28 protein-coding genes are annotated in these 25,810 nt (G+C 67.4%); 11 read left to right on the top strand and 17 right to left on the bottom strand.

Annotated features, from left to right (window positions below; all coding sequences use genetic code 11):
- Positions 1-12 precede the first annotated feature (12 nt).
- Genes ACSFBL_RS12530 through ACSFBL_RS12510 form a run of 5 tightly spaced genes read left to right on the top strand, consistent with a single transcriptional unit; the run spans position 13 to position 6,001 of the window.
- Positions 13-1,920: a feruloyl-CoA synthase gene (locus tag ACSFBL_RS12530; protein ID WP_435516110.1), complete on the top strand. Its 1,908-nt coding sequence runs from the start codon at positions 13-15 to the stop codon at positions 1,918-1,920.
- Positions 1,921-1,942: 22 nt separating this feature from the next.
- Entirely contained in the window at positions 1,943-2,707 is a 765-nt protein-coding gene (locus tag ACSFBL_RS12525; protein WP_435516109.1) for an SDR family NAD(P)-dependent oxidoreductase, read from the top strand.
- A gap of 40 nt (positions 2,708-2,747) precedes the next feature.
- Positions 2,748-3,737: a Bug family tripartite tricarboxylate transporter substrate binding protein gene (locus tag ACSFBL_RS12520; RefSeq protein ID WP_435516108.1), complete on the top strand. Its 990-nt coding sequence runs from the start codon at positions 2,748-2,750 to the stop codon at positions 3,735-3,737.
- A gap of 16 nt (positions 3,738-3,753) precedes the next feature.
- Positions 3,754-5,478 carry an acyl-CoA dehydrogenase family protein gene (locus ACSFBL_RS12515; RefSeq protein ID WP_435516107.1) on the top strand — a complete coding sequence of 575 codons (1,725 nt, stop codon included), beginning with the start codon at positions 3,754-3,756 and terminating at the stop codon, positions 5,476-5,478.
- Positions 5,479-5,518: 40 nt separating this feature from the next.
- On the top strand, positions 5,519-6,001 hold the full coding sequence (locus ACSFBL_RS12510; protein ID WP_435516106.1) for a MarR family winged helix-turn-helix transcriptional regulator: 483 nt from the start codon (positions 5,519-5,521) through the stop codon (positions 5,999-6,001).
- Positions 6,002-6,021: 20 nt separating this feature from the next.
- On the opposite strand, the gene ACSFBL_RS12505 is transcribed toward ACSFBL_RS12510, so the two are convergent.
- From ACSFBL_RS12505 to ACSFBL_RS12495, 3 genes are all read right to left on the bottom strand, one after another.
- Positions 6,022-6,405, bottom strand: a complete 384-nt coding sequence (locus ACSFBL_RS12505; protein ID WP_435516105.1) for a hypothetical protein — start codon at positions 6,403-6,405, stop codon at positions 6,022-6,024.
- Positions 6,402-6,620 (bottom strand): hypothetical protein, encoded by a 219-nt coding sequence (locus ACSFBL_RS12500; protein WP_435516104.1) that lies wholly within the window; start codon positions 6,618-6,620, stop codon positions 6,402-6,404. Before ACSFBL_RS12500 ends, ACSFBL_RS12505 begins: the two co-directional genes overlap by 4 nt.
- Positions 6,621-6,686: 66 nt before the next feature.
- Entirely contained in the window at positions 6,687-7,445 is a 759-nt protein-coding gene (locus ACSFBL_RS12495) for a sulfite exporter TauE/SafE family protein (RefSeq protein WP_435516103.1), read from the bottom strand.
- Between the two features lie 43 nt (positions 7,446-7,488).
- Between ACSFBL_RS12495 and lhpI the strand changes: the two genes are divergently transcribed.
- On the top strand, positions 7,489-8,433 hold the full coding sequence (gene lhpI, locus ACSFBL_RS12490; protein ID WP_435516102.1) for a bifunctional Delta(1)-pyrroline-2-carboxylate/Delta(1)-piperideine-2-carboxylate reductase: 945 nt from the start codon (positions 7,489-7,491) through the stop codon (positions 8,431-8,433).
- Positions 8,434-8,436: 3 nt separating this feature from the next.
- Here lhpI and ACSFBL_RS12485 read toward each other — a convergent pair whose 3' ends face one another.
- The 4 genes from ACSFBL_RS12485 to ACSFBL_RS12470 are packed head-to-tail and all read right to left on the bottom strand — an operon-like array spanning position 8,437 to position 12,023.
- Positions 8,437-9,441, bottom strand: a complete 1,005-nt coding sequence (locus ACSFBL_RS12485) for a Bug family tripartite tricarboxylate transporter substrate binding protein (RefSeq protein ID WP_435516101.1) — start codon at positions 9,439-9,441, stop codon at positions 8,437-8,439.
- Between the two features lie 5 nt (positions 9,442-9,446).
- Positions 9,447-10,652 carry a 3-oxoadipyl-CoA thiolase gene (gene pcaF / locus ACSFBL_RS12480; RefSeq protein ID WP_435516100.1) on the bottom strand — a complete coding sequence of 402 codons (1,206 nt, stop codon included), beginning with the start codon at positions 10,650-10,652 and terminating at the stop codon, positions 9,447-9,449.
- A 22-nt stretch (positions 10,653-10,674) separates the two neighbouring features.
- Positions 10,675-11,319 carry a 3-oxoacid CoA-transferase subunit B gene (locus tag ACSFBL_RS12475; RefSeq protein ID WP_435516099.1) on the bottom strand — a complete coding sequence of 215 codons (645 nt, stop codon included), beginning with the start codon at positions 11,317-11,319 and terminating at the stop codon, positions 10,675-10,677.
- 2 nt (positions 11,320-11,321) lie between these two features.
- Complete coding sequence (locus ACSFBL_RS12470) at positions 11,322-12,023, bottom strand: 3-oxoacid CoA-transferase subunit A (protein WP_435516098.1); 702 nt, start codon at positions 12,021-12,023, stop codon at positions 11,322-11,324.
- 134 nt (positions 12,024-12,157) lie between these two features.
- Between ACSFBL_RS12470 and ACSFBL_RS12465 the strand changes: the two genes are divergently transcribed.
- A complete protein-coding gene (locus ACSFBL_RS12465) occupies positions 12,158-12,943 on the top strand; it encodes an IclR family transcriptional regulator domain-containing protein (protein WP_435516097.1) in 786 nt (261 codons plus the stop codon).
- 138 nt (positions 12,944-13,081) lie between these two features.
- Here ACSFBL_RS12465 and ACSFBL_RS12460 read toward each other — a convergent pair whose 3' ends face one another.
- From ACSFBL_RS12460 to ACSFBL_RS12420, 9 genes are all read right to left on the bottom strand, one after another.
- Positions 13,082-14,095 (bottom strand): Bug family tripartite tricarboxylate transporter substrate binding protein, encoded by a 1,014-nt coding sequence (locus ACSFBL_RS12460; protein WP_435516096.1) that lies wholly within the window; start codon positions 14,093-14,095, stop codon positions 13,082-13,084.
- 102 nt (positions 14,096-14,197) lie between these two features.
- The gene (gene dhaK / locus ACSFBL_RS12455) at positions 14,198-15,181 is read right to left on the bottom strand and encodes a dihydroxyacetone kinase subunit DhaK (protein ID WP_435516095.1); all 984 of its coding nucleotides are present in this window, start codon (positions 15,179-15,181) and stop codon (positions 14,198-14,200) included.
- Positions 15,178-15,810 (bottom strand): dihydroxyacetone kinase subunit DhaL, encoded by a 633-nt coding sequence (gene dhaL, locus ACSFBL_RS12450; RefSeq protein WP_435516094.1) that lies wholly within the window; start codon positions 15,808-15,810, stop codon positions 15,178-15,180. Before dhaL ends, dhaK (ACSFBL_RS12455) begins: the two co-directional genes overlap by 4 nt.
- The gene (locus tag ACSFBL_RS12445; protein WP_435516093.1) at positions 15,807-16,820 is read right to left on the bottom strand and encodes an ABC transporter ATP-binding protein; all 1,014 of its coding nucleotides are present in this window, start codon (positions 16,818-16,820) and stop codon (positions 15,807-15,809) included. Before ACSFBL_RS12445 ends, dhaL begins: the two co-directional genes overlap by 4 nt.
- Positions 16,807-17,919 (bottom strand): ABC transporter ATP-binding protein, encoded by a 1,113-nt coding sequence (locus ACSFBL_RS12440; RefSeq protein WP_435516092.1) that lies wholly within the window; start codon positions 17,917-17,919, stop codon positions 16,807-16,809. Before ACSFBL_RS12440 ends, ACSFBL_RS12445 begins: the two co-directional genes overlap by 14 nt.
- Positions 17,920-17,928: 9 nt before the next feature.
- Entirely contained in the window at positions 17,929-18,108 is a 180-nt protein-coding gene (locus ACSFBL_RS12435; protein WP_435516091.1) for a hypothetical protein, read from the bottom strand.
- Positions 18,105-19,052: a carbohydrate ABC transporter permease gene (locus ACSFBL_RS12430; RefSeq protein ID WP_435516090.1), complete on the bottom strand. Its 948-nt coding sequence runs from the start codon at positions 19,050-19,052 to the stop codon at positions 18,105-18,107. The genes ACSFBL_RS12435 and ACSFBL_RS12430 overlap by 4 nt, the downstream gene beginning before the upstream one ends.
- Positions 19,049-20,008 carry a carbohydrate ABC transporter permease gene (locus ACSFBL_RS12425; protein ID WP_435516089.1) on the bottom strand — a complete coding sequence of 320 codons (960 nt, stop codon included), beginning with the start codon at positions 20,006-20,008 and terminating at the stop codon, positions 19,049-19,051. Before ACSFBL_RS12425 ends, ACSFBL_RS12430 begins: the two co-directional genes overlap by 4 nt.
- Positions 20,009-20,024: 16 nt before the next feature.
- A complete protein-coding gene (locus ACSFBL_RS12420) occupies positions 20,025-21,362 on the bottom strand; it encodes an ABC transporter substrate-binding protein (protein WP_435516088.1) in 1,338 nt (445 codons plus the stop codon).
- A 281-nt stretch (positions 21,363-21,643) separates the two neighbouring features.
- On the opposite strand from ACSFBL_RS12420, the gene ACSFBL_RS12415 reads away from it, so the two are divergent.
- The 4 genes from ACSFBL_RS12415 to ACSFBL_RS12400 all read left to right on the top strand — a co-directional run bounded on the left by ACSFBL_RS12415 (position 21,644) and on the right by ACSFBL_RS12400 (position 25,029).
- Positions 21,644-22,675: a LacI family DNA-binding transcriptional regulator gene (locus ACSFBL_RS12415; RefSeq protein WP_435516087.1), complete on the top strand. Its 1,032-nt coding sequence runs from the start codon at positions 21,644-21,646 to the stop codon at positions 22,673-22,675.
- Positions 22,676-22,736: 61 nt separating this feature from the next.
- Positions 22,737-23,723, top strand: a complete 987-nt coding sequence (gene dhaK, locus ACSFBL_RS12410) for a dihydroxyacetone kinase subunit DhaK (RefSeq protein WP_435516086.1) — start codon at positions 22,737-22,739, stop codon at positions 23,721-23,723.
- Positions 23,724-23,738: 15 nt separating this feature from the next.
- Positions 23,739-24,677, top strand: a complete 939-nt coding sequence (gene rbsK, locus ACSFBL_RS12405) for a ribokinase (protein ID WP_435516085.1) — start codon at positions 23,739-23,741, stop codon at positions 24,675-24,677.
- A gap of 61 nt (positions 24,678-24,738) precedes the next feature.
- Complete coding sequence (locus ACSFBL_RS12400) at positions 24,739-25,029, top strand: GYD domain-containing protein (RefSeq protein ID WP_435516084.1); 291 nt, start codon at positions 24,739-24,741, stop codon at positions 25,027-25,029.
- A 10-nt stretch (positions 25,030-25,039) separates the two neighbouring features.
- On the opposite strand, the gene ACSFBL_RS12395 is transcribed toward ACSFBL_RS12400, so the two are convergent.
- A complete protein-coding gene (locus ACSFBL_RS12395; RefSeq protein WP_435516083.1) occupies positions 25,040-25,807 on the bottom strand; it encodes a class I SAM-dependent methyltransferase in 768 nt (255 codons plus the stop codon).
- Positions 25,808-25,810: the final 3 nt, after the last annotated feature.

Here is a 25,810-nt window from a genome sequence, read left to right as displayed (position 1 = left end):
TCCGAGGACCCCATGCAAGCCATCCGCACCGACGCCGCGCCCCGCTATCGCCCCCTGGACTTCGGCGTGCGTCACGTCGACCTGCGCGAAGGCGCGTCCGGCGTCCGCTACCTGCAAGCCACCTTGCCGATGGGCGACTACGCCGAGCGCATCACCGACCGCCTGATGCACTGGGCGCAGGTCGCGCCGGACCGGAGCTTCATGGCGCGCCGCGAGCAATTGCCGGACGGCAGCACGGGCGACTGGCAGCACCTCACTTACTCGGAGGCGTTGCAGGGCGCACGCCGCATCGGCCAAGCGCTGCTCGACCGCGGCCTGAGCGCCGAGCGTCCGGTGATGATCCTGAGCGAAAACAGCCTCGAGCATGCGCTGCTGTCGCTCGGCTGCATCTATGCCGGCGTTCCCTATTGCCCGGCATCGCCCGCCTACTCCACCGTCAGCCAGGACTACGACAAGCTGCGCCACGTCTTCGACACCCTGACGCCGGGGCTCGTGTTCGCCAGCGACGCCGCACGCTTCGGCCGTGCCATTGCCGCCGTCGTGCCGGACGATGTCGAGGTGGTCGTGCAGCGTGGCCACGGTGGCGAAGGCGATACGGGGACGACCTCGCCCGATCTCGCGGGGCGCACGCTCACCGCGTTCGACCGCCTCCTCGCCACGCCAGCGACGCCTGCGGTCGATGCCGCCATGGCGGCGACCGGCCCCGACACGATCACCAAGTTCCTGTTCACCTCGGGCTCCACCAAGATGCCCAAGGCGGTCATCAACACGCAGCGCATGTGGTGCGCCAACCAGGTGCAGATCGCCCAGTCGCTGCCCGCCCTGGCCGAGGAGCCGCCGGTGCTCATCGACTGGCTGCCGTGGAATCACACCTTCGGCAGCAACCACAACGTCGGCATCACGATCTACCACGGCGGCACGCTCTACATCGACGACGGCAAGCCGACGCCGGGCGGCATGGCGGAAACCTTGCGCAACCTGCGCGAGATCGCGCCCACCGTCTACTTCAACGTGCCGACCGGCTTCGAAGCGATCGCGCAAGCGATGCAGACCGACGCGCAATTGCGCAAGACGCTGCTCTCACGCGTCCGCATGTTCTTCTACTCGGGCGCCGGCCTGGCCCAGCCCATCTGGGACCTGCTGCATTCCATCCAGGAAGCCGAGATCGGCGAGCGCATCGTCATGGCGACCGGCCTGGGCATGACGGAATCGGGCCCCTCCGCGATGTTCATCAACAGCCCGAACGTGCGCGCCGGGGATGTCGGCGTTCCGACGCCGGGCATGACGTTGAAGCTGGTCGACGTCGACGGCAAGACCGAGGTGCGCTATCGCGGCCCCAACGTCACGCCCGGATACTGGCGCGCACCCGAAGCCACGCGCGAGGCCTTCGACGAGGAAGGCTTTCTCTGCACCGGCGATGCGGTGCAGTGGATCGACGACAAGGACATCCACCGGGGCCTGCGCTTCGATGGCCGCATCGCGGAAGACTTCAAACTGGCAACCGGCACCTTCGTGAGCGTGGGTCCGCTGCGTGCGAAGATCATCGCGGCCGGCGCGCCCTACGTGCAGGACGTGGTCCTGACCGGCATCAACCTCAAGGAAGTCGGCGCGCTGATCTTCCCGACGCAGGCCGTGCGCTCGCTCGCCGGCCTCGGACCCGATGCGGCGATGAAGGACGTGGTGGAGAGCCCGCCCGTGCAGGCGCAGATCCAGCAAATGCTCGACACGCTCGCAACATCGAGCACCGGCAGCGCCAACCGCATCGCGCGCGCACACATCGTTTCCGAGCCGCCCTCGATCGACAAGGGCGAAGTGACGGACAAGGGATCCATCAACCAGCGCGCCGTGCTCAAGCACCGTGCCGCGCTGGCCGACGCTCTGCACGCCGACGCGCTTCCCTTCACGCTGAAGCCCCGATAACCCACCCCAGGAGACACAAGCCATGAACATCCAAGGACAAGCCGCACTCGTCACCGGCGGCGCATCCGGCCTCGGCGAAGCGACGGCGCGAGAACTCGCGCGGCTGGGCGCCAAGGTCACCGTGCTCGACGTCAATGCCTCGCTGGCCGAAAAGGTCGCCGCGGACATCGGCGGCATCGCCTGCATCTGCGACATCACGCAGGCCGACAGCGTCACGGCGGCGCTCGACAAGGCGGAAGCCGCACACGGCCCCGCGCGCATCCTGATGAACGTCGCCGGCATCGGCAGCGCCAAGCGCATCGTCGGCAAGGACGGCAACCCCGCGCCGCTGGAAGACTTCGTGCGCGTGGTCAACGTCAACCTCATCGGCGCCTACAACATCAGTCGCCTCTATGCGGCGCGCTGCGCGAAGCTCGATCCAAACGAAGGCGGCGAGCGCGGCGTGATGATGTTCACCGCGTCGGTGGCGGCCTTCGATGGCCAGGTCGGCCAGCAGGCCTACAGCGCTTCGAAGGGCGGCTTGGTCGGCATGACATTGCCGATGGCGCGCGACCTCGCGCAGCACGGCATCCGCGTGTGCACCATCGCGCCGGGCCTGTTCGCCACGCCGCTGCTCAAGGAACTGCCGGAGCCCATCCAGCAGTCGCTGGCCGCGTCGATCCCCTTCCCGCCACGCCTGGGCAAGCCTTCGGAATTCGCCGAACTGGCCTGCCACATCGTGACCAACGGCCACCTCAACGGCGAGGTGATCCGGCTCGACGGCGCACTGCGCATGGCGCCGCGCTGAGCCCCCGCATCCATTCAATGACGACCTGAGGAGACAAGACATGACCACCCGACGACATTTCGTCCAGACCCTTGGCGCCGCTGCCGCCCTCGGTGCGCTGCATCCGCTCGCCGCCCTCGCGGAAGCGCTCAACCAGGTGAAGATCCTGTACGGCTTCCCGGCCGGAAGCGCGGGCGACAGCGTCGCACGGCGTGTCGGCGACAAGCTCGGCAACACGGCGTTCACCAAGAACGCGGCAGTGGTCGACAACCGACCCGGCGCGGGCGGCCGCATCGCCCTCGAAGCGCTCAAGGGCTCGCCCGCCGATGGATCGGTCCTCGCGGTCTGCCAGGCCTCGGCCCTGTCGACCTATCCGCACATTTACACCAAGCTCAACTACGCGATCAGCGACTTCGCGCCGGTCTCGATCGGCGCCGTCATGACGCACGGCCTGGCCGTCGGCCCGATGGTTCCGGCGGAAGTGAAGACGCTGAAGGACTACATCGCGTGGGCCAAGGCCAATCCCAAGGATGCCAGCTACGGTTCGCCGGGCGCGGGCTCGACACCGCACTTCCTGGGCGCGCTGCTGGGCATCAACAGCGGCACGGAACTCAAGCACGTCCCCTATCGCGGTTCGCTGCCGGCGGTCAACGACGTGGTCGGCGGCCAGATTGCTTCGAGCATGACGACGTCCGGCGACTATCTCCCCTTCGCGAAGGCGGGCAAGCTGCGCGTGCTCGCCACGTCGGGCAACAAGCGGCCGCCCTACTTCCCCGATGTGCCGACGTTTGCAGAGCAAGGCTTCCCCGAGATCGTCGCCGAGGAATGGTTCGGATTCGTCGCGCCTGCGAAGACGCCCGCCAGCGTGGTCAGCGCCGCCAACGCGGCGATCACCACGGCACTGAAGGACCCGGCCATCATCGAAGGCCTCCTCGCCGTCGGGCTGGTCGCGAGCGGCTCGACGCCCGAGGAAATGAAGAAGTCGATCCAGAGCGAGTACGAGCGCTGGGGCCCCCTGGTCAAGAAGATCGGCTTCACGGCCGAGTCCTGACACGCGCCCGTTCGCGATGAACTACCAGCCCCGCCCCGATGACGTGCGCTTCGTGTTGAACACGGTGCTCGGCGTCGTCCCGCGCCTGCAGGCCCTGCCGCCGTTCGCGGAGGTCGACGAGGCGCTGCAGGCGCAGGTCTTCGACGAGGCGGCCAGGTTCGTCGGCGAAGTGATCGCGCCGGTCAATCGGGCCGGCGACGAGGTCGGCTGCCGCTTCGCCGACGGCAAGGTCGTCACGCCGCCGGGCTTTCGGGAGGCCTACCGTGCCTTCGTCGACGGCGGCTGGCCCGCGCTCTCCGCCGCCACCGAAGACGGCGGCCAAGGTCTGCCCGCCATGCTCGAAGCCGTTCTCTTCGAATGGCTCAGCGCGGCGAATCACGGACTCACCATGGCGCCGGGGCTGCTGCATGGCGCCTACGAATGCCTCAGGCATCACGGCAGCGACGAACTGAAACAGCGCTACCTGTCGAAGATCGCCACCGGCGAATGGCTGGCGACCATGTGCCTGACCGAAGCCCATGCCGGCAGCGACCTGGGCCAGGTGCGCACCCGGGCCGTCGCACAGGCCGACGGCAGCTTCCGTGTCGCCGGCGGCAAGATCTTCATCTCGGGCGGCGAGCACGACCTCACCGACAACATCGTTCACCTGGTCCTCTGCCGGCTGCCGGACGCGCCGGCCGGCCCCAAGGGCCTGTCGCTGGTCCTCGTGCCCAAGGTACTGCCCGACGGATCGCGCAATGCGGTGCATTGCGAGCGCATCGAGGAGAAGATGGGCCTGCATGGCAGCCCGACCTGCGTGATGCGCTTCGACGACGCCAGCGGCTGGCTGGTCGGCGAACCGAACCGCGGCCTCGCCGCAATGTTCGTGATGATGAACGCGGCGCGCCTGCATGTCGCGCTGCAAGGCATCGGCCTGCTCGACGCGGCCTGGCAGAAGGCCGACGCCTATGCGCACGAGCGGCGCCAGATGCGTGCGCCCGGCCCGACTCCTGAAAGCCGGGGCGCTGAAACTTCCGACCTCGTCGCCGAGCACCCGGCCATCCGCCGGATCCTGGATACGCAACGTGCGTGGATCGATGGTTCCCGGGTCATCGCCTACCGCACCGCCGTCCAGCTCGACGTCGCACGGCATGATCCCGACGCGAAGGTGCGCGAGCGCGCCCAGCGGTGGTGTGCGCTCATCACGCCCGTGTTGAAGGCCGCCTGCTCGCAGCAGGCTTTCCTGGGTGCGAGCGAGTGCTTGCAGGTCTTCGGCGGCCATGGGTACGTGCGCGAATCGGGCATCGAGCAGGTCGTGCGCGATTCGCGCGTGACGATGATCTACGAGGGCACGAACGAGATCCAGGCCATCGACCTGCTGGTGCGCAAGGTGCTGGCCGATGGCGGCGCCGGCATGTCGGGCGTGCTGATCGAGCTGCGGGACGAACTCGACGCCTCGCGCGACATCGACGCCGACGTGCAGCGCCGACTGGCGCAACTGCGCTATCTCACCACCACGATCGCCGTGGCCGCGCAAGCCGATACGGCGCTGCCGTATGAGGTCGCCGACGACTACCTGCGCGTGGTGATGATCACCCTGCTCGCCTGGGCCTGGGCGCGCATCGAACACGCGGCGCCCGGAAACCCGCGATGGTCGGTGCCCGCCGCGGCCTTCCGGCGCTGGGCCTTGCCGGAGTTCGAGATGCGGCTCGGCATCGTCAAGCGGGCCTGCGAGGCCGTCGTCGCGCAATCCTCCGTTTGAGGGGCTGCCGGCGCGCCCGAACACAGTTACGCTCGGGGGCATGGCAGTTTCCCGCAAGAAGACCATTCCCGCCGCCCATGCACAGGCGCCCCGTTCCGAGCGGCTCGACACCCGAGTGCTCGAAACGCTGGTCGGCTACAACGCCCGCAGGGCCTGGCTGATCATCAGCGAGGTGTTCTCGGAACGCATGGCCGCGTACGGCCTCAAGCAGGTCGACTTCTCGGTGCTGTCGCTGCTGGCGCACAACCCGGGCGCCACGTCCCGCCAACTCTGCTCCACGCTGGACATCCTGCCGCCCAACCTCGTGAGCCTGATCGCCGCCATGGACGGACGCGGACTGATCGAGCGCCGCCCCCACCCGCATGACGGTCGCGCGATCGGCCTGCACCTGACGCCGGCCGGAGAGGAACTGGTGCGCGAGGCGGAGCTGACAGTGGTGCAACTCGAAGCGGATGCCAGCGCGCGGCTCACCTCACGCGAGCGCGAAACGCTGATCCGCCTGCTGCAGAAGATCTATCACTAGCGACAGGATTGGCGAACGAGCTAGAAGCGCTCGGTCAGCACCAGCACTTCGTGCGCAGCGCCGACGATGAGGTTCGGGTCCGGGTAGTAGAGCTCGCCGTTGAAGTCGTGGCGCGAGAACGCGTTGCGCGCCTCGTTGTAGCGGGCGCGCGCGGCATCGAAGCCCTTGCGGCGCCAGTTGGGCTGCGCGGCCTCCAGACGGGCCCAGTGTTCGGGACGGAGCGTGGGACACAGCGGAACCGGCGCCGCGCGCTCCCGCAACAGGAGGTCCCGCGCCTCGCGCGTGAGCGGATCGAACTCGCGGGCCTTGTCGCGTCGACGTGCCAGCAGGTTGGAAAGAAAAGTCGCGCCGAAGAGACTCAGCAGGGCCAGGCCGATCCCGAAATCGATGGAAATCACGTTCACCAAAACTTCCACCATGGCGAGGGTCCCGGCGAAGCTGCCGGTGCAAGGGTCTGCAAGCCGGTGTCGCGGATGCGGCGGCGCTGCTCCGCTTCGAGCGCCTGGGCCATGCGATGGGCGAGTTGGTCACCCCGCATGGCGCGAATGCGCCACTCCGACGCGAGGCTTTGGAGCTCTTCGTCCTCGAGAGTTGCGGGTGTCGTCGACGGTACGGACATGCCGAAATTCTGCACACCCGCAAGGGGCACGGCAATCGTAGATATTTGCATTACATCGCCCCGAGCTCAGGCAACGAATCCATCCCAGCTGAGCTTGAGGCCCGTCAACAGCATGCCGAGGTAGACGAAACGATAGAACCAGACGGGATCGATGCGACGAGCGATGCGGATGCCGACCCATACGCCCAGCGGCGCAATCGGCAGGAGCACGAGGGACGTCGCCATGTTCCGCCAGTCCAGCAGGCCCAGCCACGCATACGGCACCCACTTGCTCAGGTTCACCACGAAGAAGAAGTACGCCATCGTCGCCGTGTAGGGGACGGGTGCGAGCCGCAGCGGAATGACGTAGGCATTGACCGGCGGCCCGCCCGCATGCGCGATGAAGCTGGTGAAGCCGCTGATCGTCGTCAGCACGGCGCCGGTCGCCTTCGACGGCAGCGGGCCGTCGGGCTTTGGGGGAAACAGCAGCCGCTGCGCAAGAAAGGCCAGCGTGAACACGCCGACGATCCCTGCCACCGTGTGCGCCGGCAGCGCCCTGAACAACAAGGTGCCGATCACCGTACCGACAAGACCACAGGGAATGAGAAACAGGAGAAGCCGGCGATCGAAGTCGCGCCGGAACGCGGCGAGCCCCAGCAGGTCCATCAGCAGCAGCACCGGCATCAGGATCGCCGCCGCTTGCGGCACGGTGACGGCCAACGCGAGCAGCGGAACGGCGAGGGAGCCGAAGCCGGCGCCGAAACCACTTTTGCTGACGCCGAGCATGAGCACGGCAGGGATGGCGACCGCATAGAAGTGCGGGTCGGTGATGATGGGGAGATTCAAAACGGAGCGGGATGCGGCTGCGGGAGAGCTACATTGTCCACGCATGAAGATCTTCGACGCAGACCAGACCCGCGCGCACCTGAAATTCGAGCGTCTCGTGCCGGCCCTGCGCGAGGCCTTTGCGGGCGAAGCGACCGTGCCGCCGCGCCACGTCCATTCCGTCGAATCCGGCAAAGACCGGGGCACCGTGCTGATCATGCCCGCGTGGAGCGATGCCGGTTACCTCGGCATCAAGACCATCAACATCTTCCCGGGCAACGGCGCTCGCGGCCTGCCCGGGTTGCACGCGACCTATGTGCTCTACGACGCTCACACTGGCGTGCCGCTGGCCCAGTGCGATGGCAACGAGATCACCGCGTGGCGTACCGCGGCGGCTTCGGCGCTGGGTGCGTCGTTCCTGGCGCACCCGGATGCGAAGCGGCTGTTGGTGCTGGGCACAGGACGCATCGCACGGCTGTTGCCTGCCGCACATGCGAGCGTGCGGGCGATCCGCAAAGTCCACGTCTGGAACCACAGGCCCGAAGGCGCGCGGGTGCTGGCAACCCAATGGCAACACGCGGGTTGGGATGCGGAGGCCGTAGAAGACTTGGCCGCAGCCGTGCGTACCGCCGACATCGTGAGTTGCGCCACGCTCGCCACCGCACCGCTGGTTCGCGGCGAGTGGCTCGCACCGGGATCGCATCTCGACTTGATCGGCAGCTTCACTCCTGCGATGAAGGAGGCTCATCCCTCCTGTTTCGCCGATGCGCGTGTGTTTGTCGACACCGAAGAGGCGCCGACCAAAGCAGGAGACCTGCTCGATGCATTCGCCGCGAATGCGCTCACGCCGGACGGTATTCAGGCGACGCTGGCGCAGCTCTGCCGGGGCGATCGATCCGGCAGGCTCTCGCCTTCGGAACGCACCGTCTTCAAGGCCGTCGGCAGTGCGCTCGAAGACCTCGCCGCAGCGACCCTCGTGTGGCAAGGTGCCACATCGGAAGCAAGATAAAGCTCACTCCACGGTGGCACCGGAGGCCTTGATGATCTCGGCCCACTGGGCGCTCTCCTTGCGGATCAGCGCCGCGTACTCGGCGCTCCCGCCCAGGAGAGGTACTGCGCCTTCGACGCCGAGCCTCGACTGGAACTCTTCGGTCGCCGCGACCTTGAGCATCTGGCCCGACAGCTCCTTGACGAACGCTTCGGGCGTACCGCGCGGCGCGAGGATGCCGTAGGTCAAGGTGCTCTCGAACTTCGCGAGGCCCGGCACGCCGGATTCGGCCACGGTCGGCACGTCCGGCAACGACGGCAGCCGCGTGCTGCCAGTGACAGCCACCGCCCGGAGGCGCCCGCTCTTGACCAGCGCCAACGCGGGCGGGATGACGCTGAACATCATCTGTACCTGGCCGCCCACCAGATCGGTCAACGCAGGCGCCGTGCCCTTGTAGGGAATGTGGTTGATCTTCACGCCGCTCCTCTGGCCCAGCATCTCGCCGGTGAGATGACCGCCGGTGCCGCTCCCGCTGGATGCGTAGTTGAAGGTTCCGGACGCCGCCTTCGCGGCGGCCACGAGATCGGCCACCGTCTTCACCGGCGAGCTTGCCGGGACGACCAGCAGCAAGGCCGACGACGCGAACATTGCCACCGGCACGAGGTCCTTCTGCGTGTCGTACTTGAGGTGGCTGTAGAGCGCGGGGTTGATAGACACAGTGCCCGAATGCCCCAGCAGCAACGTCGTGCCGTCCGGCGCGCTTCTCACCACGTACTCGGTGCCGAGATTGCCGCCCGCACCGGGCTTGTTCTCGACCACGACGCCCTGCTTGCGAAGCTCGCCGAGGCTCTTGGCCATCTGGCGCGCGAACACGTCGTTGCCCCCACCGGGGGTGAACGGCACGACGATGCGGATCGGCTTGGTCGGGAATTGCTGTGCGCTGGCCGTGACCGGCAGCAAGACACTGGCCGCCAGTGCAAAGGCGGAAAGACCGAGTTGGCGACGCGACGATAGCGATCTGAAAGTCATTGAGATCAGACGCGCTCGAGGATGACCGCGATGCCCTGCCCCACGCCGATGCACATCGTGCACAGCGCATAGCGACCGCCGCCCTTGTGCAGCTGGTTGATGGCCGTGGTCGCAAGACGCGCGCCGCTGGCACCCAGCGGGTGGCCCAGCGCGATCGCGCCCCCATTGATGTTGACGCGCGCGTCGTCGTCCTTCAGGCCGAGCAGGCGCAGCACGGCGAGGCCCTGTGCCGCGAAGGCTTCGTTCAGTTCGATCACGTCGATCTGGTCGAGCTTGAGACCGGTGAGTTTCAGCACCTTCTCGGTCGCGGGTGCCGGGCCGATGCCCATGATGCGCGGCGGCACGCCGGCCGTCGCCATGCCCACCACACGGGCGCGCGGCGTCAGGCCGTGCCGGGCCGCGCTGGCCTCGTCGGCCAGCAGCAGCGCAGCGGCACCGTCGTTCACGCCGCTGGCGTTGCCCGCCGTCACCGTGCCGTCGGGACGGACCACGCCCTTGAGCTTGGCGAGCGCTTCGAGGCTGGTGTCGCGGGGATGCTCGTCCTTGGAGACGACGATCGGATCGCCCTTCTTCTGCGCCACCGTGACGGGCACGATCTCGGCATCGAAGAAGCCCGACTTCTGCGCGGCCACGGCGCGCTGCTGCGAAGCGAGCGCCATGCGGTCCTGCGCCTCGCGCTCGATCTTGTAGTCGGTCGCGACGTTCTCGGCCGTCTCCGGCATCGAGTCGACACCGTACTGCGCCTTCATGAGCTTGTTGACGAAGCGCCAGCCGATGGTGGTGTCGTACACCGCGTTGTTGCGGCTGAAGGCGCTTTCGGCCTTGGGCATCACGAAGGGCGCGCGGCTCATGCTTTCGACGCCGCCGGCGATCATCAGGCCGCTCTCGCCCGCCTTGATGGCGCGTGCCGCGGTGCCGACCGCATCCAGGCCCGAACCGCACAGGCGGTTGATGGTGCCGCCGCCGACTTCGAGCGGAAGGCCTGCGAGCAGTGCGGACATGCGGGCCACGTTGCGGTTGTCTTCGCCGGCCTGGTTGGCGCAGCCGAAGAGCACATCGGTGACGGCCTGCCAGTCGACCTTCTTGTTGCGTTCCATGAGCGCCTTGAGCGGCACCGCGCCTAGGTCGTCGGCGCGCACGCTGGAGAGCGAACCGCCGTAGCGGCCGAAGGGAGTGCGAACGGCGTCGCAGATGAAGGCTTCGTTGGTCATGGTGTGTGTCTCGGTTCCGTTGTCAGATGGCGATCGGCAGGCCGACCAGTTTTTCGAGTTCGGCGTGTTCGAGGCCCTCGACCTTGTCGATGAGCTTCAGGCCCGAAGGCGTGCATTCGATGGTCGCGAGATCGGAATACACCCGCTTCACGCAGCCGATGCCGGTCAGCGGATAGGTGCATTCGGCGACGATCTTGCTTTCGCCCTTCTTGGTGAGCAGATCCATCATGACCCAGGTCTGCTTGGCGCCGATGGCCAGGTCCATCGCACCGCCGACGGCGGGAATCGCGCCTGCCTCACCCGTGCTCCAGTTGGCGAGGTCGCCCGTGGCGGAAACCTGGAAGGCGCCGAGCACGCAGATGTCGAGGTGGCCGCCGCGCATCATCGCGAAGCTGTCGGCATGGTGGAAGAACGCGCCGCCGGGCAGCAGCGTGACCGGCTGCTTGCCGGCGTTGATGAGGTCGTAGTCCTCCTGGCCTTCGGCCGGCGCGGGGCCCATGCCGAGAATGCCGTTCTCGCTGTGCAGGATCACTTCGCGGCCGGCCGGCAGGTGGTTGGCCACCAGCGTGGGCTGGCCGATTCCGAGATTGACGACGGCCCCGTCGAAGATGTCCTGCGCGACGCGTGCGGCGAGCTGGTCCTTGGTGCGGCGTTGGTAGTTGCTCATGGTCATGCTGCCTTCTTGAAGCCGCCGGCCTGCGTGGCGACGCGCTCGATCTTGACGATCCTGTTGACGAAGATGCCGGGGGTCACGATGGTCTCGGGGTCCATGTCGCCGAGTTCGACGATCTCGTGCACGGTGGCGATCGTGCGGTCGGACGCCATCGCCATCACCGGACCGAAGTTGCGCGCCGCCTTGCGGTAGGTGAGGTTGCCCCAGCGGTCGCCCTTCTCGGCCTTGATCAGCGCGACGTCGCCGCGGATCGGGTACTCCAGCACGTACTGCTTGCCGTCGATCTCGCGCGTTTCGCGATCGCCCGCCAGCTGCGTGCCGAAGCCGGTCGGGCAGAAGAAGGCGCCGACGCCGGCACCCGCCGCGCGGATGCGCTCGGCCAGGTTGCCCTGGGGCACCAGCTCGAGCTCGAGCTTGCCGGTGCGATACAGCTCGTCGAACACATAGCTGTCGGCCTGGCGCGGAAAGCTGCAGATGATCTTGCGCACGCGTCCGGCCTTGAGAAGCGCCGCGAGGCCCGCCTCCGCATTGCCCGCGTTGTTGTTGACAACGGTGAGGTCCTTGGCGCCCTGTTCGATCAGGCCGTCGATGAGTTCGTTGGGAATACCGGCGGTGCCGAAGCCGCCGATCAGCACCGTGGCGCCATCCTGGATGCCGGCCATGGCATCTGCGACCGAACGAGCGATCTTGTTGATCATGAAATCTGTCTCCGGGAAGGAAAGAAAAGCCGAACGCCTTGGCTCGCAGATTGTCCGACTGAAATGTTGCTTGCGATTTTGTTCGCATGCCGAACAGTTGTTCGTATAATGAATTCTAGAGAAGATCACCCCCCATGGCAACCCACAGGAAACAACACGTTTCACCCGCGCCCGGCGACAGCTACGTCCAGTCCTTCGCGCGCGGCCTGCAAGTGATCCGGTCGTTCAGCGCGAGCGCCCCGCGACAGACCCTCAGCGAGGTCGCGGTCGCCAGCGACCTCACGCGGGCCGGCGCTCGCCGCATCCTGCTCACGCTCCAGACTTTGGGCTATGTCGAGAGCGACGGCAAGCATTTCAGCCTGACCCCGCGCATCCTCGACCTGGGCTTCGCCTATCTCTCGTCGATGCCGATCTGGAACCGTGCCGAGCCGGTCATGGAAGCGCTCGTGCAGCAGGTGCAAGAGTCCTGCTCCGCCGCGGTCCTCGACGCCACGGACATCGTCTACGTACTGCGTGTACCGACCCACAAGATCATGCGCATCAGCCTCGGCGTGGGCTCGCGCCTTCCGGCGTACTGCACGTCGATGGGCCGCCTGCTGCTGTCCGACCTGAAGGACGACGAGATCCGCGCACGACTCGCCGCGTCGCCGCGCGAAGCCCTCACCAAGCACACGGTGACCGATCTGGACGTCCTCTTCGCCAAGGTGACGCAGGCGCGGCGGCAAGGCTGGTGCCTCGTCAACCAGGAACTGGAAGAAGGACTCGTCTCCATCGCCGCCCCGATCGTCGACCGCTCCGGCCGCGCCGTCGCCGCGCTCAACATCAGCGGCCAGGCCAACCGGACCAGCGCCAAGGTGATGCAGGAAACCATGCTCCCGGCATTGCTCGCCTCAGCCAACGAAATCTCACGCCTGCTCTAGCGGGGGCTCAAGACGCGGTCGTCGCCGGCCGGGGCGCTATGCGGATGCGGCCGCCGCCGGGCCGCCCCAAGGCGCGCCGCGCCTCCCCCTCGGGGGCTGGAGTTACACGCAGCGAAGCGAAGTGAAAAGCCGGGGGGCTCAAACTGCCGAGCGGATACCGCGCATGAGGATCACGCCGCCGAGTTGCGACGTGTCATTGCGCATGCGATAGCCCAGCGCCTGCGGCGTTCCGGCCTGCGCCTGCCAACCGGCCGCCAGCAGGCTCTGTTGAACCTCCGCGAGGCGAACCACTTCCCCCAACGCAGCATTGAGCCGGACCACCGCCGCCGGAGGCAAGCTCGAAGGCGCAGCCAGCGCCGTCCAGATCTCCAGGTCGGCGCCCCGCACATTCGCTTCGCGCAGCGTCGGCAGTTCGTCGAACAAGGGACTGCGCATCGGCGAAGTCACGCCCACCGCCTTCAACTTGCCCGATTTCACATGCGGCTTCGCGAGACCTGGTGGCAACAGCGCAAGCTGGATCTGCCCGGCGAGCATGGCGTTGATGACCTGCGGGTTGCCCGGAAACGGCACATGCCGCGCGGTGATGTTGGTGCGGCTCTTGAGCAGTTCCATGCCGAGATGGCCGACGGTCCCCACGCCTGGCGTCCCGTACTTGCCCGCGTCGTTGAGGTTGCGCGCCCAAAGCAGCAGTTCGGCCGGATTGGCGCCCGCGGCGTCGCCCGACACCGCCAACACGAGCGGCGCCGTGCCGATGAGACTGATGGGCGCGAAGTCCTTCTCCGGATCGAAAGGCGTGTTGGGATTGAGCAGCTTCGCAATCGTGAGATTGCCGTTGATCAGCGCGCCGATGGTGTGATCGTCCTGCGCCTTCGCGACCTGGTCCGCGGCGAGGTTGCCGCTGGCGCCGGGCCGGTTCTCGACGACAACCGGCTGGCCCAGCAGCTTGGCGAGCGGCCCCGCAATGGCCCGCGCAGCGAGATCCGGCGATGCGCCCGCCGGGAATCCGACGAGCATGCGAACGGGTTGGGTGGGCCAGGACCCCTGCGCCGACGTATTACGCGGAGCCCGGGCGCGCGATGCATCCTGCGCCCAGGCACCCGACGCGCAGAGCGTGGCAGCGATGGACTGGATGAAGCGGCGTGTGGTGATCATGAAGACGGCGTCGAGAAGCGAACGTGAAGTTACAGGACGTTACGCGACCGATCGATGCCGTGCAAGTCAGACCAAATGCTTCGTTCGAAGCACGCGCCTGACTTACCAGCGCAGTGCCGCCGTATGCACAGGCGCGTCCCACAAGGTCTTCAGCTCGTCGTCGAGCAAGGTCACCGTCAGCGACGCGCCGGCCATGTCGAGCGAGGTCGTGTAGTTGCCGACCAGCGATCGCACCGGCACCAGCCCGTCTGTCTTCAACCGCGCGCTGGCCGCGTGATGCACCAGGTAGAGCTCCATCAGCGGCGTTCCACCGAAGCCGTTGACGTGCAGCAGCACCTCGCGACCCGACTTCGGCTTCAGGTCGCCCAGGATCGCATCCATCAGCAGCCGCACGATGTCGTTGGCCGGCATGTGCGTCGCACGGCGGCGGCCGGGCTCGCCGTGGATGCCGACGCCGATCTCGATCTCGTCGGGGCCGATGTCGAAGGTCGGGCGTCCCGCCGCCGGCACCGTGCAGCTCGTGAAGGCCACGCCCATCGACGCTGTCGCCGCGTTCACGCGATCGCCCAGCAGCTTGCATTCGGCGAGCGTTGCGCCTTGCTCGGCGGCGGCGCCGACCGCCTTCTCGACCACCAGCGTCCCCGCGACGCCGCGTCGGCCCGTCGTGTGCGTGGAGTTCTCGACGGCCACGTCGTCGTTGACGAGCACGGTGGCGTTCTCCGTCTCCAGCATCTCGCTCGCCATCTGGAAGTTCATGCCATCGCCGGCGTAGTTCTTCACGATGAACAGCACGCCCTTGCCCGATTCGGTCGCGGCCGCGGCGGCCAGCATCTGGTCGGGCGTAGGGCTGGTGAAGACCTGCCCCGGACAGGCCGCATCGAGCATCCCGCGCCCGACGAAGCCCGCATGCAGGGGCTCATGGCCGGAGCCGCCCCCGGAGATCAAGGCCACCTTGCCCGCAGCGGCTTCGTACCGCGCGACGAAGGTCGGCTCGAACTCGACGCGCAGCAACTGCGGATGCGCCTCCACCATGCCGCCGAGCGACTCGCGCAGCATGGCATCCACGTCATTGACGAACTTCTTCATGCGGTCTCCTTGAGCGTCTCGCACACCGCGGTGATGGCGACTTCGCAGGTCTTCGATCCAGGGTCGATGTGGCCGAGCGCACGTTCGCCCAGAAAGGACGCGCGGCCCTTGGTGGCCGTCATGTCGCGCGTGGCGAGCATGTTCCGGTGCGCTTCCGCGGTGAGCTGCTCGCACAGCTCGGGCAGCGGAGCGCCCTCCTCGGCCAGCCGCAGCAGCAGCCTCGATACGGGGATCAGCACATCGAGCATCGTCTTCTCGCCCACGTCGGCCTTGCCACGGCTCTTGATCGCCTCCACGCCGGCCGCGAATGCGACGGCGAACTGCTGGCGATCGGGCTCCGCGACCCCGTTCAAGTTCTTTCCCATGGCGATGAAGAAGCTCGATATCAGCGGGCCGGACGCGCCACCGATGGTCGACAGCAGCTTCATGCCGATCTTCGTGAAGGCCATCGCCGGCGGCAGCGGCGTCAGTTCGTCGCGCATCGCCATCAGCACGTCGCAGCCGCGGCGCACGTTGATGAAGTGGTCGCCGTCGCCGATGGCGCGGTCCAGCGACTCGATCTGGCTTTCGTTGGCGAGGATGGACGCCTGCACGGCCTCCAGCGCCCCGATGATGTGTTGCGTGTTCATGGCATTCCAATGCGGCGTCCCGCCGCGTCGAAGAAAAGACAGTGCTCGGCCGGAAAGCCGAAGCGCGCCTGCGAGCCCGGCGCGAGCGGCTCGTCGAGCATCACGCGGGCGTGCACCTCCACGCCCTGCCGCTCGGCCACGAGCTGGTGCTTGACGAGCGAGCACTCGATGACCTGGAAGCCCGGCGCTTCGCCGTCGGGCGACAGCCGCACGTCCTCCGGCCGGATCGCGACATGCGCGGTACCGGCGGGCGCGCGACCGGCAAACCATTGCGCCGGCAGCACGTTGATGGCGGGTGAGCCCAAACGCTGCGCCACCGGCAAGGTGCGCGGATCGCCGTACACCTCCAGCGGCGTCCCCACCTGCTGCAGCACGCCGCGCTCCAGGATGCCGATCCGGTCGGCCATGGTGGTGGCTTCGACGTGGTCGTGGGTCACGTAGACGACGGTCGCACCGGTACTGCGCTGCAGGCGACGCAACTCGACCCTCAGTTCTTCGCGAAGCTGGGCGTCGAGGGACGACAGCGGCTCGTCCATCAGGAAGACGCGCGGGCGCCGCACCAGCGCGCGGCCGATCGCCACGCGCTGCATCTCGCCACCGGAGAGCTCGGTCGCACGGCGCGTCAGCTTGCCCTCGATATGCAGCATCGCGGCGACCTCGTTCACGCGGCGCCTGACCTCCTCCGGCTCGCTGCGCCGCAACGGCGAACGCAGCGGGAACGCAAGGTTGTCGAACACCGTGAGGTGCGGATAGAGCGAGTACTGCTGGAAGACGAAGGCGCAGTCGCGGCTGGCCGGCAGGCTGTCGGTGATGTCGCGCCCGTCCATGCGGATGCGCCCCGCATCGGGCCGCTCCAGCCCCGCGATGAGCCGCAGCGTGGTGGTCTTGCCCGCGCCGCTCGGCCCGAGCAGCACGAGGAATTCGCCGTCCGCAACGTCAAGGCTCAGGTCCGCGACCGCCCTGACGTCGCCGAAGGAGCGGCTGATGCCCGCAAGCTCAATGCTGGCCATGGCGCTTCGCCTCCTGGTGCAGGCGCGTCGTCGCGCTGGGGAGCAGTTGTTCGGTCGCGGCATCGAAGAGCACCAGCCGCTCGGCGTTGAACCCGATCGCCACGCGGTCGCCGGGCACCAGGCGCTGCGACTTGTCGATCACCGCTTTCAGCACGCCTGCTGCGGTCGCCAACTCGGCAACCCAGTGCGAGCCGAAGTACTCCACGTGCCTCACCTCGGCCGGGAGCCCGTCGCCTTCCACGCCGACGCTGACGTGTTCCGGCCGCACGCCCAGCACCGCCCCGGCAGCCTCGGCTTCGACGCGCGGCACCGCCACCGAGGCGCCGGCCAGTGACACCGATCGGTCGCCCGCCTTCACCGCGCCATCGATGCGCACAAAGTTCATCGGCGGCCGCCCGATGAAGCGCGCAACGAACATGCAGCTCGGAAAGTTGTAGATCGCGCCGGGCTCGTCGGCCTGCAGGATCTCTCCCTGGTTCATCACGACGATGTGATCGGCCAGTGCCATCGCCTCGTTCTGGTCGTGGGTGACGAAGACGGTGGTGGTCTTCAGGCGCTCGTGCAGCTTGCGCAGTTCCACGCACATCAGTTCGCGGAACTCGGCGTCGAGCGTGCCCAGCGGCTCATCCATCAGGAAGGCCTGCGGCTGGCGCACGATGGCGCGGCCGAGCGCAACGCGCTGGCGATCGCCCCCGGAGAGCCCGCCGACGCGCGCGCCGAGCAGATGCTCGATGCGCAGGATCGACGCCGCATCGGCCACGCGCCGGTCGATCTCGGCACGCTTCAGCCCTTCGTTGCGCAGCGGGAACTCCAGGTTGCCGCGCACCCCCAGGTGCGGGTAGAGCGCGAAAAGCTGGAACACCATCGCGATGTCGCGCTCGCGCGGGCGCAGGTAGGTCACGTCCTGGCCCGCCAGCGTGATCGACCCCGAGGTCGGGAACTCGAGCCCCGCCAGCATGCGCAGCGTGGTCGTCTTGCCGCAGCCCGAGGGGCCGAGCAGCACGACGAACCTGCCGTCCTCCAGCGTCAGCGTCGAATCGCGCACGGCGACGAAATCGCTGAAGCGCTTGTGCAGTTTCTCGATGCGGATCTCGGCCATGCGCTTCTCTCAGGGCAGCTTGCCGGCGACGGTGTAGCCCGCCACCCCGGCGAGCAGCACGGCGAAGGAGTAGCTGTAGACATCGAGCGACCACGGCTGCATCAGCATGAACAGGCCGAGCCCGATGAGCACCATGCTCGCGGGTTCCCAGCGCGAGCGGCGCAGCCAGCTTCTTGTCGACGGCTTCATTTGCGGATCGCTCCGAAGGTGATGCCGCGCAGCAGGTGCTTGCGCAGCAGGATGGTGAAGACCAGCACCGGCAGCAGGAACAGCGTGGTGCCGGCCGCCATCGCCGGCCAGTCGAGCCCGCCCTCGCCGATGATGGTCGGGATGAAGGGCGGCGATGTCTGCGCGGTGCCGCTGGTGAGGAGCAGCGCGAAGGCATATTCGTTCCACGCGAAGATCAGGCAGAAGATCGCCGTGGTCGCGATGCCGGTGGCCGCCTGCGGCAGCACCACCTTGATGAAGGCCTGGAAGCGCGTGTAGCCGTCGACCATGGCCGCCTCCTCGTACTCGCGCGGGATCTCGTCCATGAAGCCCTTGAGCAGCCACACCGCGAGCGACAGGTTGACGACCGTGTAGAGCAGGATCAACCCCAGGTGCGTGTCGGAGAAGCCGACCGCGCGGTACATCAGGTAGATCGGTATCGCCACCGCGATGGGCGGCATCATCCGCGTCGAGAGGATGAAGAAGAGCAGGTCGTCCTTGCCCGGCACCCTGAAGCGCGAGAAGGCATAGGCCGCCAGCGTGCCCAGCACCACCGACAGCAGCGTCGATCCGAAGCCGATCAGCACCGAGTTCAGGTAGCGGTCCGAGAAGCGCGAAGGCCCCGCGAGGATCATCTGCTGCTCGCGCACCAGGCCTTCGTACCAGGTCGCGGGCGGCGGCAGTGCGGCCAGTTCCTGCGAACTCACGCGCGAGCGCGTGGTGAACAGGTTGACGTAGCCGATCAGCGAGGGCTGCGTGATGACGCGGGGCGGATAGGCGATCGAGTCCTGCGGCGTGCGGAAGCTGGTCATGAGAATCCACACCAGCGGGATCAGCGAGATCAAGGCGTAGGCGACGACAACGAAACCGGCGAACGCCTTCGCGCGCGGCGTCGGGTCGAGCGGTGAGTGGACGGCGCTTTTCATCTCTGCTTCACCCGGTCGAGGAATCGCACCGTCACGAGCGAGAGCCCGTAGATCGACACGAAGAGGATGATGGCCAGCGCCGAGCTGTAGCCCGTGCGCCACTTCTCGAAAGCCTCGCGCTTGAGCTTGATCGATGCGAGCTCGGTGACGGAACCCGGGCCGCCATTGGTGAGGTTGTCCACGAGGTCGAACATCTTGAAGTTCTCGATCACGCGGAACAGCACCGCGAGGATGATGAAGGGCATCACCATCGGCAAGGTGATGCGCCAGAACTTGGTCCATTCGCTCGCGCGATCGATCTCGGCGGCCTCGTACAGATAGGGCGGGATGGACCGCAGCCCGGCCAGCAGCAACAGCATCACGTAGGGCGTCCACATCCAGGTGTCGACCAGCACGATGGCCCACGGCGAAAGCGTCGTGTCCCCCAGCATCGTGAAGCTGCCCGCCAGCCCGAGGGGCGCGCGGAAGAAGTTGACGATGTAGTTGAAGATGCCGTACTGCGGCTCGAAGAAGTACTTCCAGAAGGTGCCGACCACGGCCGGCGCCAGCATCATCGGCAGCAGGATCGCGGTGCTCCAGAAGCTGTGCGTGCGAAAGCGCCGGTTCAGCATCAGCGCCAGGCCGAAGCCCAGCAGGAGCTGCAGCGTGATCGACCAGGTGAGGAAATGCGCGGTGGCGCGCATGTTCTCCCAGATCGATTCGTCGTTGAGCACCCGCGAGTAGTTGCTGATGCCCACCCACAGCAGGTCCGCGCCCGGCCGGTTGGCGCGGAAGTTGGTGAACGACAGCCAGATCGTCCAGATCAGCGGAAAGATGTTGAACGCCAGCAGCAGCAGGATCGTCGGGCCGACGAAGAGCCATGCCAGCGCGCGGTCAGAGAGCCCCTGGCCGGGCAGCCGGCGGCTCTCGCTCTCCGCACCGCGCATCACGGTGTTGTCGACGTGGACGAAGGACATGGCACGGCGCCGCGCATCAGGGCTTGATCTTCCCGTCTTCCTTGAACACTTCGGTCCAGTCCTTGAGCAGGCCGTCGAGCGCTTCCTGCGGCGTGCCCTTGCCGGCCACGACGTAGTCATGCGTGCGCTTCTGCATCGCCAGCAGCAACTGCGCGTAGCTCGGTTCCTGCCAGAAGTCCTTGACGATCTTCATCGAGTCGAGGAACACCGGCGCGTACGAGGTGCTCTTGTCGAAGCCGGGCTTGGAGAGCACCGCGTTGTGGCACGAGAAGCCGCCCGCGTCCCACCACTTCTGCTGCACCGCCGGCTGCGCGAACCACTTGATGTATTCGAGCGCGAGGTCCTTCTTGTCGGAGTACTTCACGACCGAGATGCCCTGCCCGCCGAGCTGCGCCGCCGCGATCTTGGCCTTGGGCATGGTGAAGAAGCCGGTCTTGTCGCCGCCGACGTTCGGGTCCTTGGCAATGCCCGGGAAGAAGGCGATGAAGTTCATCTGCATCGCGACCTGGCCCGACTTGTAGGAGTCGAGGTCCTCGGTCATGTAGGCATTGGAGTGCCCGGGCGGCGTGCAGCAGTCGAAGAGTTCCTTGTAGAACTTGAGCCCGGCCACGGCCTCCGGCCCGTTGATGTAGCCCTTCATGTCATACGGCTTCTTCGGGTTGTCGTACTCCATGCCGTAGGCGTACATGGTGTTGGTCACGCCCATGGTGATGCCTTCGGAACCGCGCTCGGTGTAGATGGCCGCGCCGTAGACCTTCTTGCCGTCGATGGTGCGGTTCTGGAAGAACTGGCCGATCTCCTTGAGTTCGTCCCAGGTCTTCGGCGGCGCGAGTTCGCGGTTGTACTTGGCCTTGAACTCGGCCTGCAGCTCGGGTTTGGCGAACCAGTCCTTGCGGTAGGTGAAGGCCACCGCGTCGCCCATGGCGGGCAGCGCCCAGTAGTTCTTCGTGCCCTTCGGCCAGGTCGAGTAGCCCTCCACGGTGGCCGGCATGAAGTCGCTCATCTTGATGCCGTTCTTGTCGAAGAACTCGTTGAGCTGGATGTAGTGGCCCTCGGTCGCGGCCGAGCCGATCCACTGGCTGTCGCCGATCAGCAGGTCGCAGAGCTTGCCCTTGGAGTTGAGCTCGTTGAGCATGCGCTGCGCGAAATTGGGCCAGGGCACGAACTCGTACTTCATCTGCACGCCGGTCTGCGCGGTGAAGTCCTTCGACAGCTCGACCAGCGCATTGGCCGGATCCCAAGCCGCCCAGCACAGCGTGAGCTGCTTGGCCTGGGCCTGCGCGGCACCCGAAGCCAGGGCCAGCGCCGCGACGAGCGCAGTGCCGACAGTCGATCGCTTGTTCAACCACTTCATTTGCTCATCTCCTGTGTGTGAGGACAGGCGGCTTGCGCCGCGGAGAGGGATGCGCCATTCGTCGGTCTGGCGCTTACCGGCCTGCGCCCGCCCCACCTCTCGGCGACAGCGGTTCGGCTTGATGGAAGAATAAAAAGCGCAATAAATAAATCAATCAATGCAAACCCTATGACATCAGGCGGCGCCCGGCCGCGCGCGGCGCCCGTGCGGGATAGCCCGAGGAAAGCCTGGACGAGACTTCGGCGACACTCCTGATTGATTTATTGAGGCTCTTTTCCGGTTTGGCCACTTCCGTCACCATCACCCAGATCGCCGAAACGGCCGGCGTCAGCACCGCCACCGTCGACCGCGTGCTGAACAACCGCCCCGGCGTCAACCCCGCGACCGTGCAACGCGTGCGCGAAGCGATGAAGGGCCTCGGCGCCGCCGCGCCGATGCGCGGGCGGCCACGCTCCACCGACAGCTACCGCTTCGCCTTCGTGCTGCCCTCCGCGCGACGCGGCTTCTTCGACCTGGTGGACCGGGTCATCGCCCAGGCCGCCGGCGATTTCCGCCACCAGCACATCACCGAGGTCACGCGCCGCCTGCCGGCCAGCGAACCCAACGCGTTCGCCGACGAGCTCGCACGCCTCTCCGACATGGACGGCGTCGCCCTGCTGGCGCCTGACACACCGTCGGTGAAGCTCGCCGTCAACGAGCTGGTGCGCTCGGGCGTGCATGTCGTCACGTTGTTCTCCGACGTCGCGGGCTCGATGCGCGAGACCTTCATCGGCGCAGACAATCGCGCCGCCGGCCGCACCGCCGGCCTGCTCCTGGGGCGCGAGGCGCCCGCCGGCCAGGGCCATTGCGCCCTGCTCTCACCCGCGACGCGCTACGCCGCGGAAATCGACCGCGGCATCGGCTTCGCGCAGGTGCTGGAGGAGCGCTTCGAAGGTGCCGGCCTCCTGCGGGTGGACGACATGCCCGAATCGGAAGACGAGGCGTACCGGCGCGCTCGCGAGGCGCTCGATCCGCAGGTGACGGGCGGTCGCCTCACGGCGGTCTACAACGTCGGCCCCGGCAGCCACGGCGTGCACCGCGCGCTGGCCGAACATGGTTACGATGCGTCGCTCGGCATGGTCGCGCACGACCTGCTCGACGTGCACCGATCGATGCTGATCTCCGGCGCGCTGACCTTCGTGCTGCACCAGGACGTGCACTACGCCGTCACCACCGCTGCGCGGGTGCTGCGTGCGCTGTGCGAAGGCGTGCGCGGGGCGCTGGCGGTGAGCAACCCCCGGGTCGACATCCTGACTGCGGAGAACCTCGCATGACAGCCGGGCGCGATGGGCCCACGATGCCTCACCCTGACCGGGATTTCCTCGAGGACACACGATGAAGAAATTCATCAACTACGTCGACGACGCCATTGCCGAAAGCCTGTCGGGCCTGGCCTCGGCGCACGCGGATCTGCTGCGCGTCGAGTTCGACCCGACCTTCGTGGCGCGGCGCGTGCCCAAGCGCGACGCGGTGGCGGTGGTGTCCGGCGGCGGCTCCGGCCATGAGCCTCTGCACACGGGCTACGTGGGCCTCGGCATGCTCGATGCCGCCTGCCCGGGCCAGGTCTTCACCTCGCCGACACCCGACCAGTGGCTCGCCGCGGCGCACAGCGTGGACGCGGGACGCGGCGTGCTCTTCATCGTCAAGAACTACGCCGGCGACCGCCTCAACTTCCAGATGGCGAGCGACATGCTGGTCGACACCGATCACCTGATGGTCGTGGTCGACGACGACGTGGCGATCGAACATTCGATGCACGCCAGCGGCCGCCGCGGCGTGGCCGGCACGGTGATCGTCGAAAAGATGGTCGGCGCTGCCGCCGAGGCCGGCGCGGACCTGTTCGACTGCAAGGCACTCGGCGACCGCATCAACGGCGGCACGGCGTCGATGGGCGTGGCCTTCAACAGCTGCATCGTGCCTGCCTCGGGCGTGGCGACCTTCGAGATCGGCGAGCAGGAGATGGAACTGGGCGTGGGCATCCACGGCGAGCCGGGCCGGCAGCGCATGCCCTTCGCGCCCGCGGCCGGCATCGTCGACCTGCTGCTCGATCCGATCCTCAAGGATCTTTCGCTCGCGCGGGGTCGCGAGGTGCTGCTGCTCGTCAACGGCCTTGGCGGCACGCCCTTGATGGAGCTCTATCTGCTGCACCACCATGCGCGCCTGCGGCTTGCCGCCGAAGGCCTGGAAGTCGTGCGCATGCTGGTCGGTAACCACACGACCTCGCTGGAAATGGCCGGTGCCTCGCTGACCGTCACCGCGCTGGACGACGAAGCCAAGCGCCTGTGGGATGCGCCGGTGCACACCACCGCGTTGCGTTGGTAGAACCCGGGGCCATCCATGGCAGAGATCGTCGTATTCGGCAGCCTCAACATGGACCTGGTGGTCCGTGTGCCGCGCGTGCCCAGCGCGGGCGAAACCCTGCAGGCCCACTCGTTCATGAGCAATCCGGGCGGCAAGGGCGCCAACCAGGCCGTGGCCTGTGCGCGCCAGGGTGCCTCGGTCGCGATGATTGGCCGCGTCGGCGACGACGCGTTCGGGCTGTCGCTGAAGGCATCGCTTGCAGCCGATGGCGTCGAGGTCGGGCACGTTGCCACCGCGGCGGGGTCGACCGGCGTGGCGCTGATCATGGTCGACGACAGCGCGCAGAACCGCATCGCGCTGATCCCGGGCGCCAACGGACTGGTCGGCGCCGACGACACGCAGCGCCTGGAACAAGACCTGGCAACGGCACGCCTGCTCCTCTTGCAACTCGAAGTCCCCATGCAGGCCGTCGTCGATGCGGCCGCACTGGCGCACCCACGCGGCTGCACCGTGGTGATGAACCCCGCGCCTGCCGAGCCGCTCCCCGACGCGCTGTGGAAACTCGTCGACATCCTCGTGCTGAACGAGACCGAGGCGGCGATGCTGTGCGGCATCGCCGTGCATGACGCAGCCGGCGCGGCGCGCGCCGCGAACGCACTGCGCCTTCTCGGCCCGGCGCACGTGATCCTGACGATGGGCAGCGAAGGCGTGATGGCCTGCGATGCCGGGGGCTGCCGCCACTTCAACGCATTGAAGGTGAAGGCCATCGACACCACCGCCGCCGGCGACACCTTCATCGGTGCGCTGTGCGCCGCGCTCGCGAGAGGCGAGTCGATCGACGACGGCATCGCACTCGGCATCCAGGCCGCCGCGGTGTGCGTCACGCGCGCGGGCGCCCAGGCATCGATCCCGCGCCGCGAAGAACTGCTCGCGATGCCGGCCGTGGACTGTCCCAGTGTTGTGACATTGGCCTGAAGCGCGCCGGAGGTCTAGACTTTTGGCCCCCGGCTTGCCAAGCCGCAACGAGGGCCATGCCATGTCCACCTATATCTCTCTCGTCAGCTTCACCGAACAAGGCATCCGCAGCGTCAAGGAGTCGCCCAACCGGGCGGAAGCCTTCACCGCGGTGGCGACCAAGCTGGGCCTGACCATCAAGAGCATGCACTGGACTTCCGGCGCCTACGACCTGGTGATCGTTACCGAAGGCGGCGACGAAGCGACGATGGCCGCGCTGCTCAGCGTCGGCTCGATGGGCAATGTTCGCTCGGAGACGCTGCGCGCCTATTCCAAGGACGAGTTCAAGAAGATCATCGCCCTGATGCCCTGATGCCCTGATCTCAGGCTGGCTTGACGGCCGTGTACTCCGAGAAGATGCCGAGTTCGACGTGGCGCTGAACCTTGTCGAAGCCGGCGGCGCGCAAGGCACTCACGACCGACTCCGGCGGAATGCAGGCCTCGATCGTGTCCCAGTAGAAGCGCCACAACTCGGAGGTGTCGTGATTCCGCGCCACGACCTTCGCGATCACCGGCACCACGCTGCGCATGTAGGCCTTGAGCACGGCGGTGCCCACGCGTCCGGCTGGCTTGCTGATCTCGAGCACCAGGAGGCGCCCGCCCGGGCGGAGCACCCGGAAGAACTCCGCGAACGCCGCGTTCACGTCGGCGATGTGGCGCAGCGCGTAGCCCATGCTGATGAAGTCGCTGCTGGCGTCGGGCCGCGGCAGCGCCTCGGCCCGCCCGCGGACCAGTTCGACACCGGGCAGGCCGACTTCGCTCATCATCCCCGGGCTCGGATCGACGCCGACCAGATGGCCGCCGGAACCGATGAGCTTCAGCGCCTCGCGCGCGACCAGGCCGGTGCCGATGCCGACGTCGAGCACGTGCGCGCCCGCCACGAGCCCCGCACGCTGCAGCGCGGAGCGCCGATACCACGGCCCCGATCCGAGTGCGAGCACTCGCTCGATGCGGTTGTAGTCGGGTGCGGTGTCATCGAAGATGCGGCGCAGGAAGCTCTCGTGTTCGACCTCGTCACCGTAGTAGGCCGGCAGCGGTGTGTGCGGCGCGAGCACGGAGGGCGGCGTGATGGACGAGCGGGGTTCCTGCATCGA

This window comes from Variovorax glacialis, assembly GCF_051216375.1.
Taxonomy (GTDB): Bacteria; Pseudomonadota; Gammaproteobacteria; order Burkholderiales; family Burkholderiaceae_C; genus Variovorax.
Note: the sequence above shows the minus strand (reverse complement) of the source record. Positions and strands in the feature narration are given on the sequence as shown.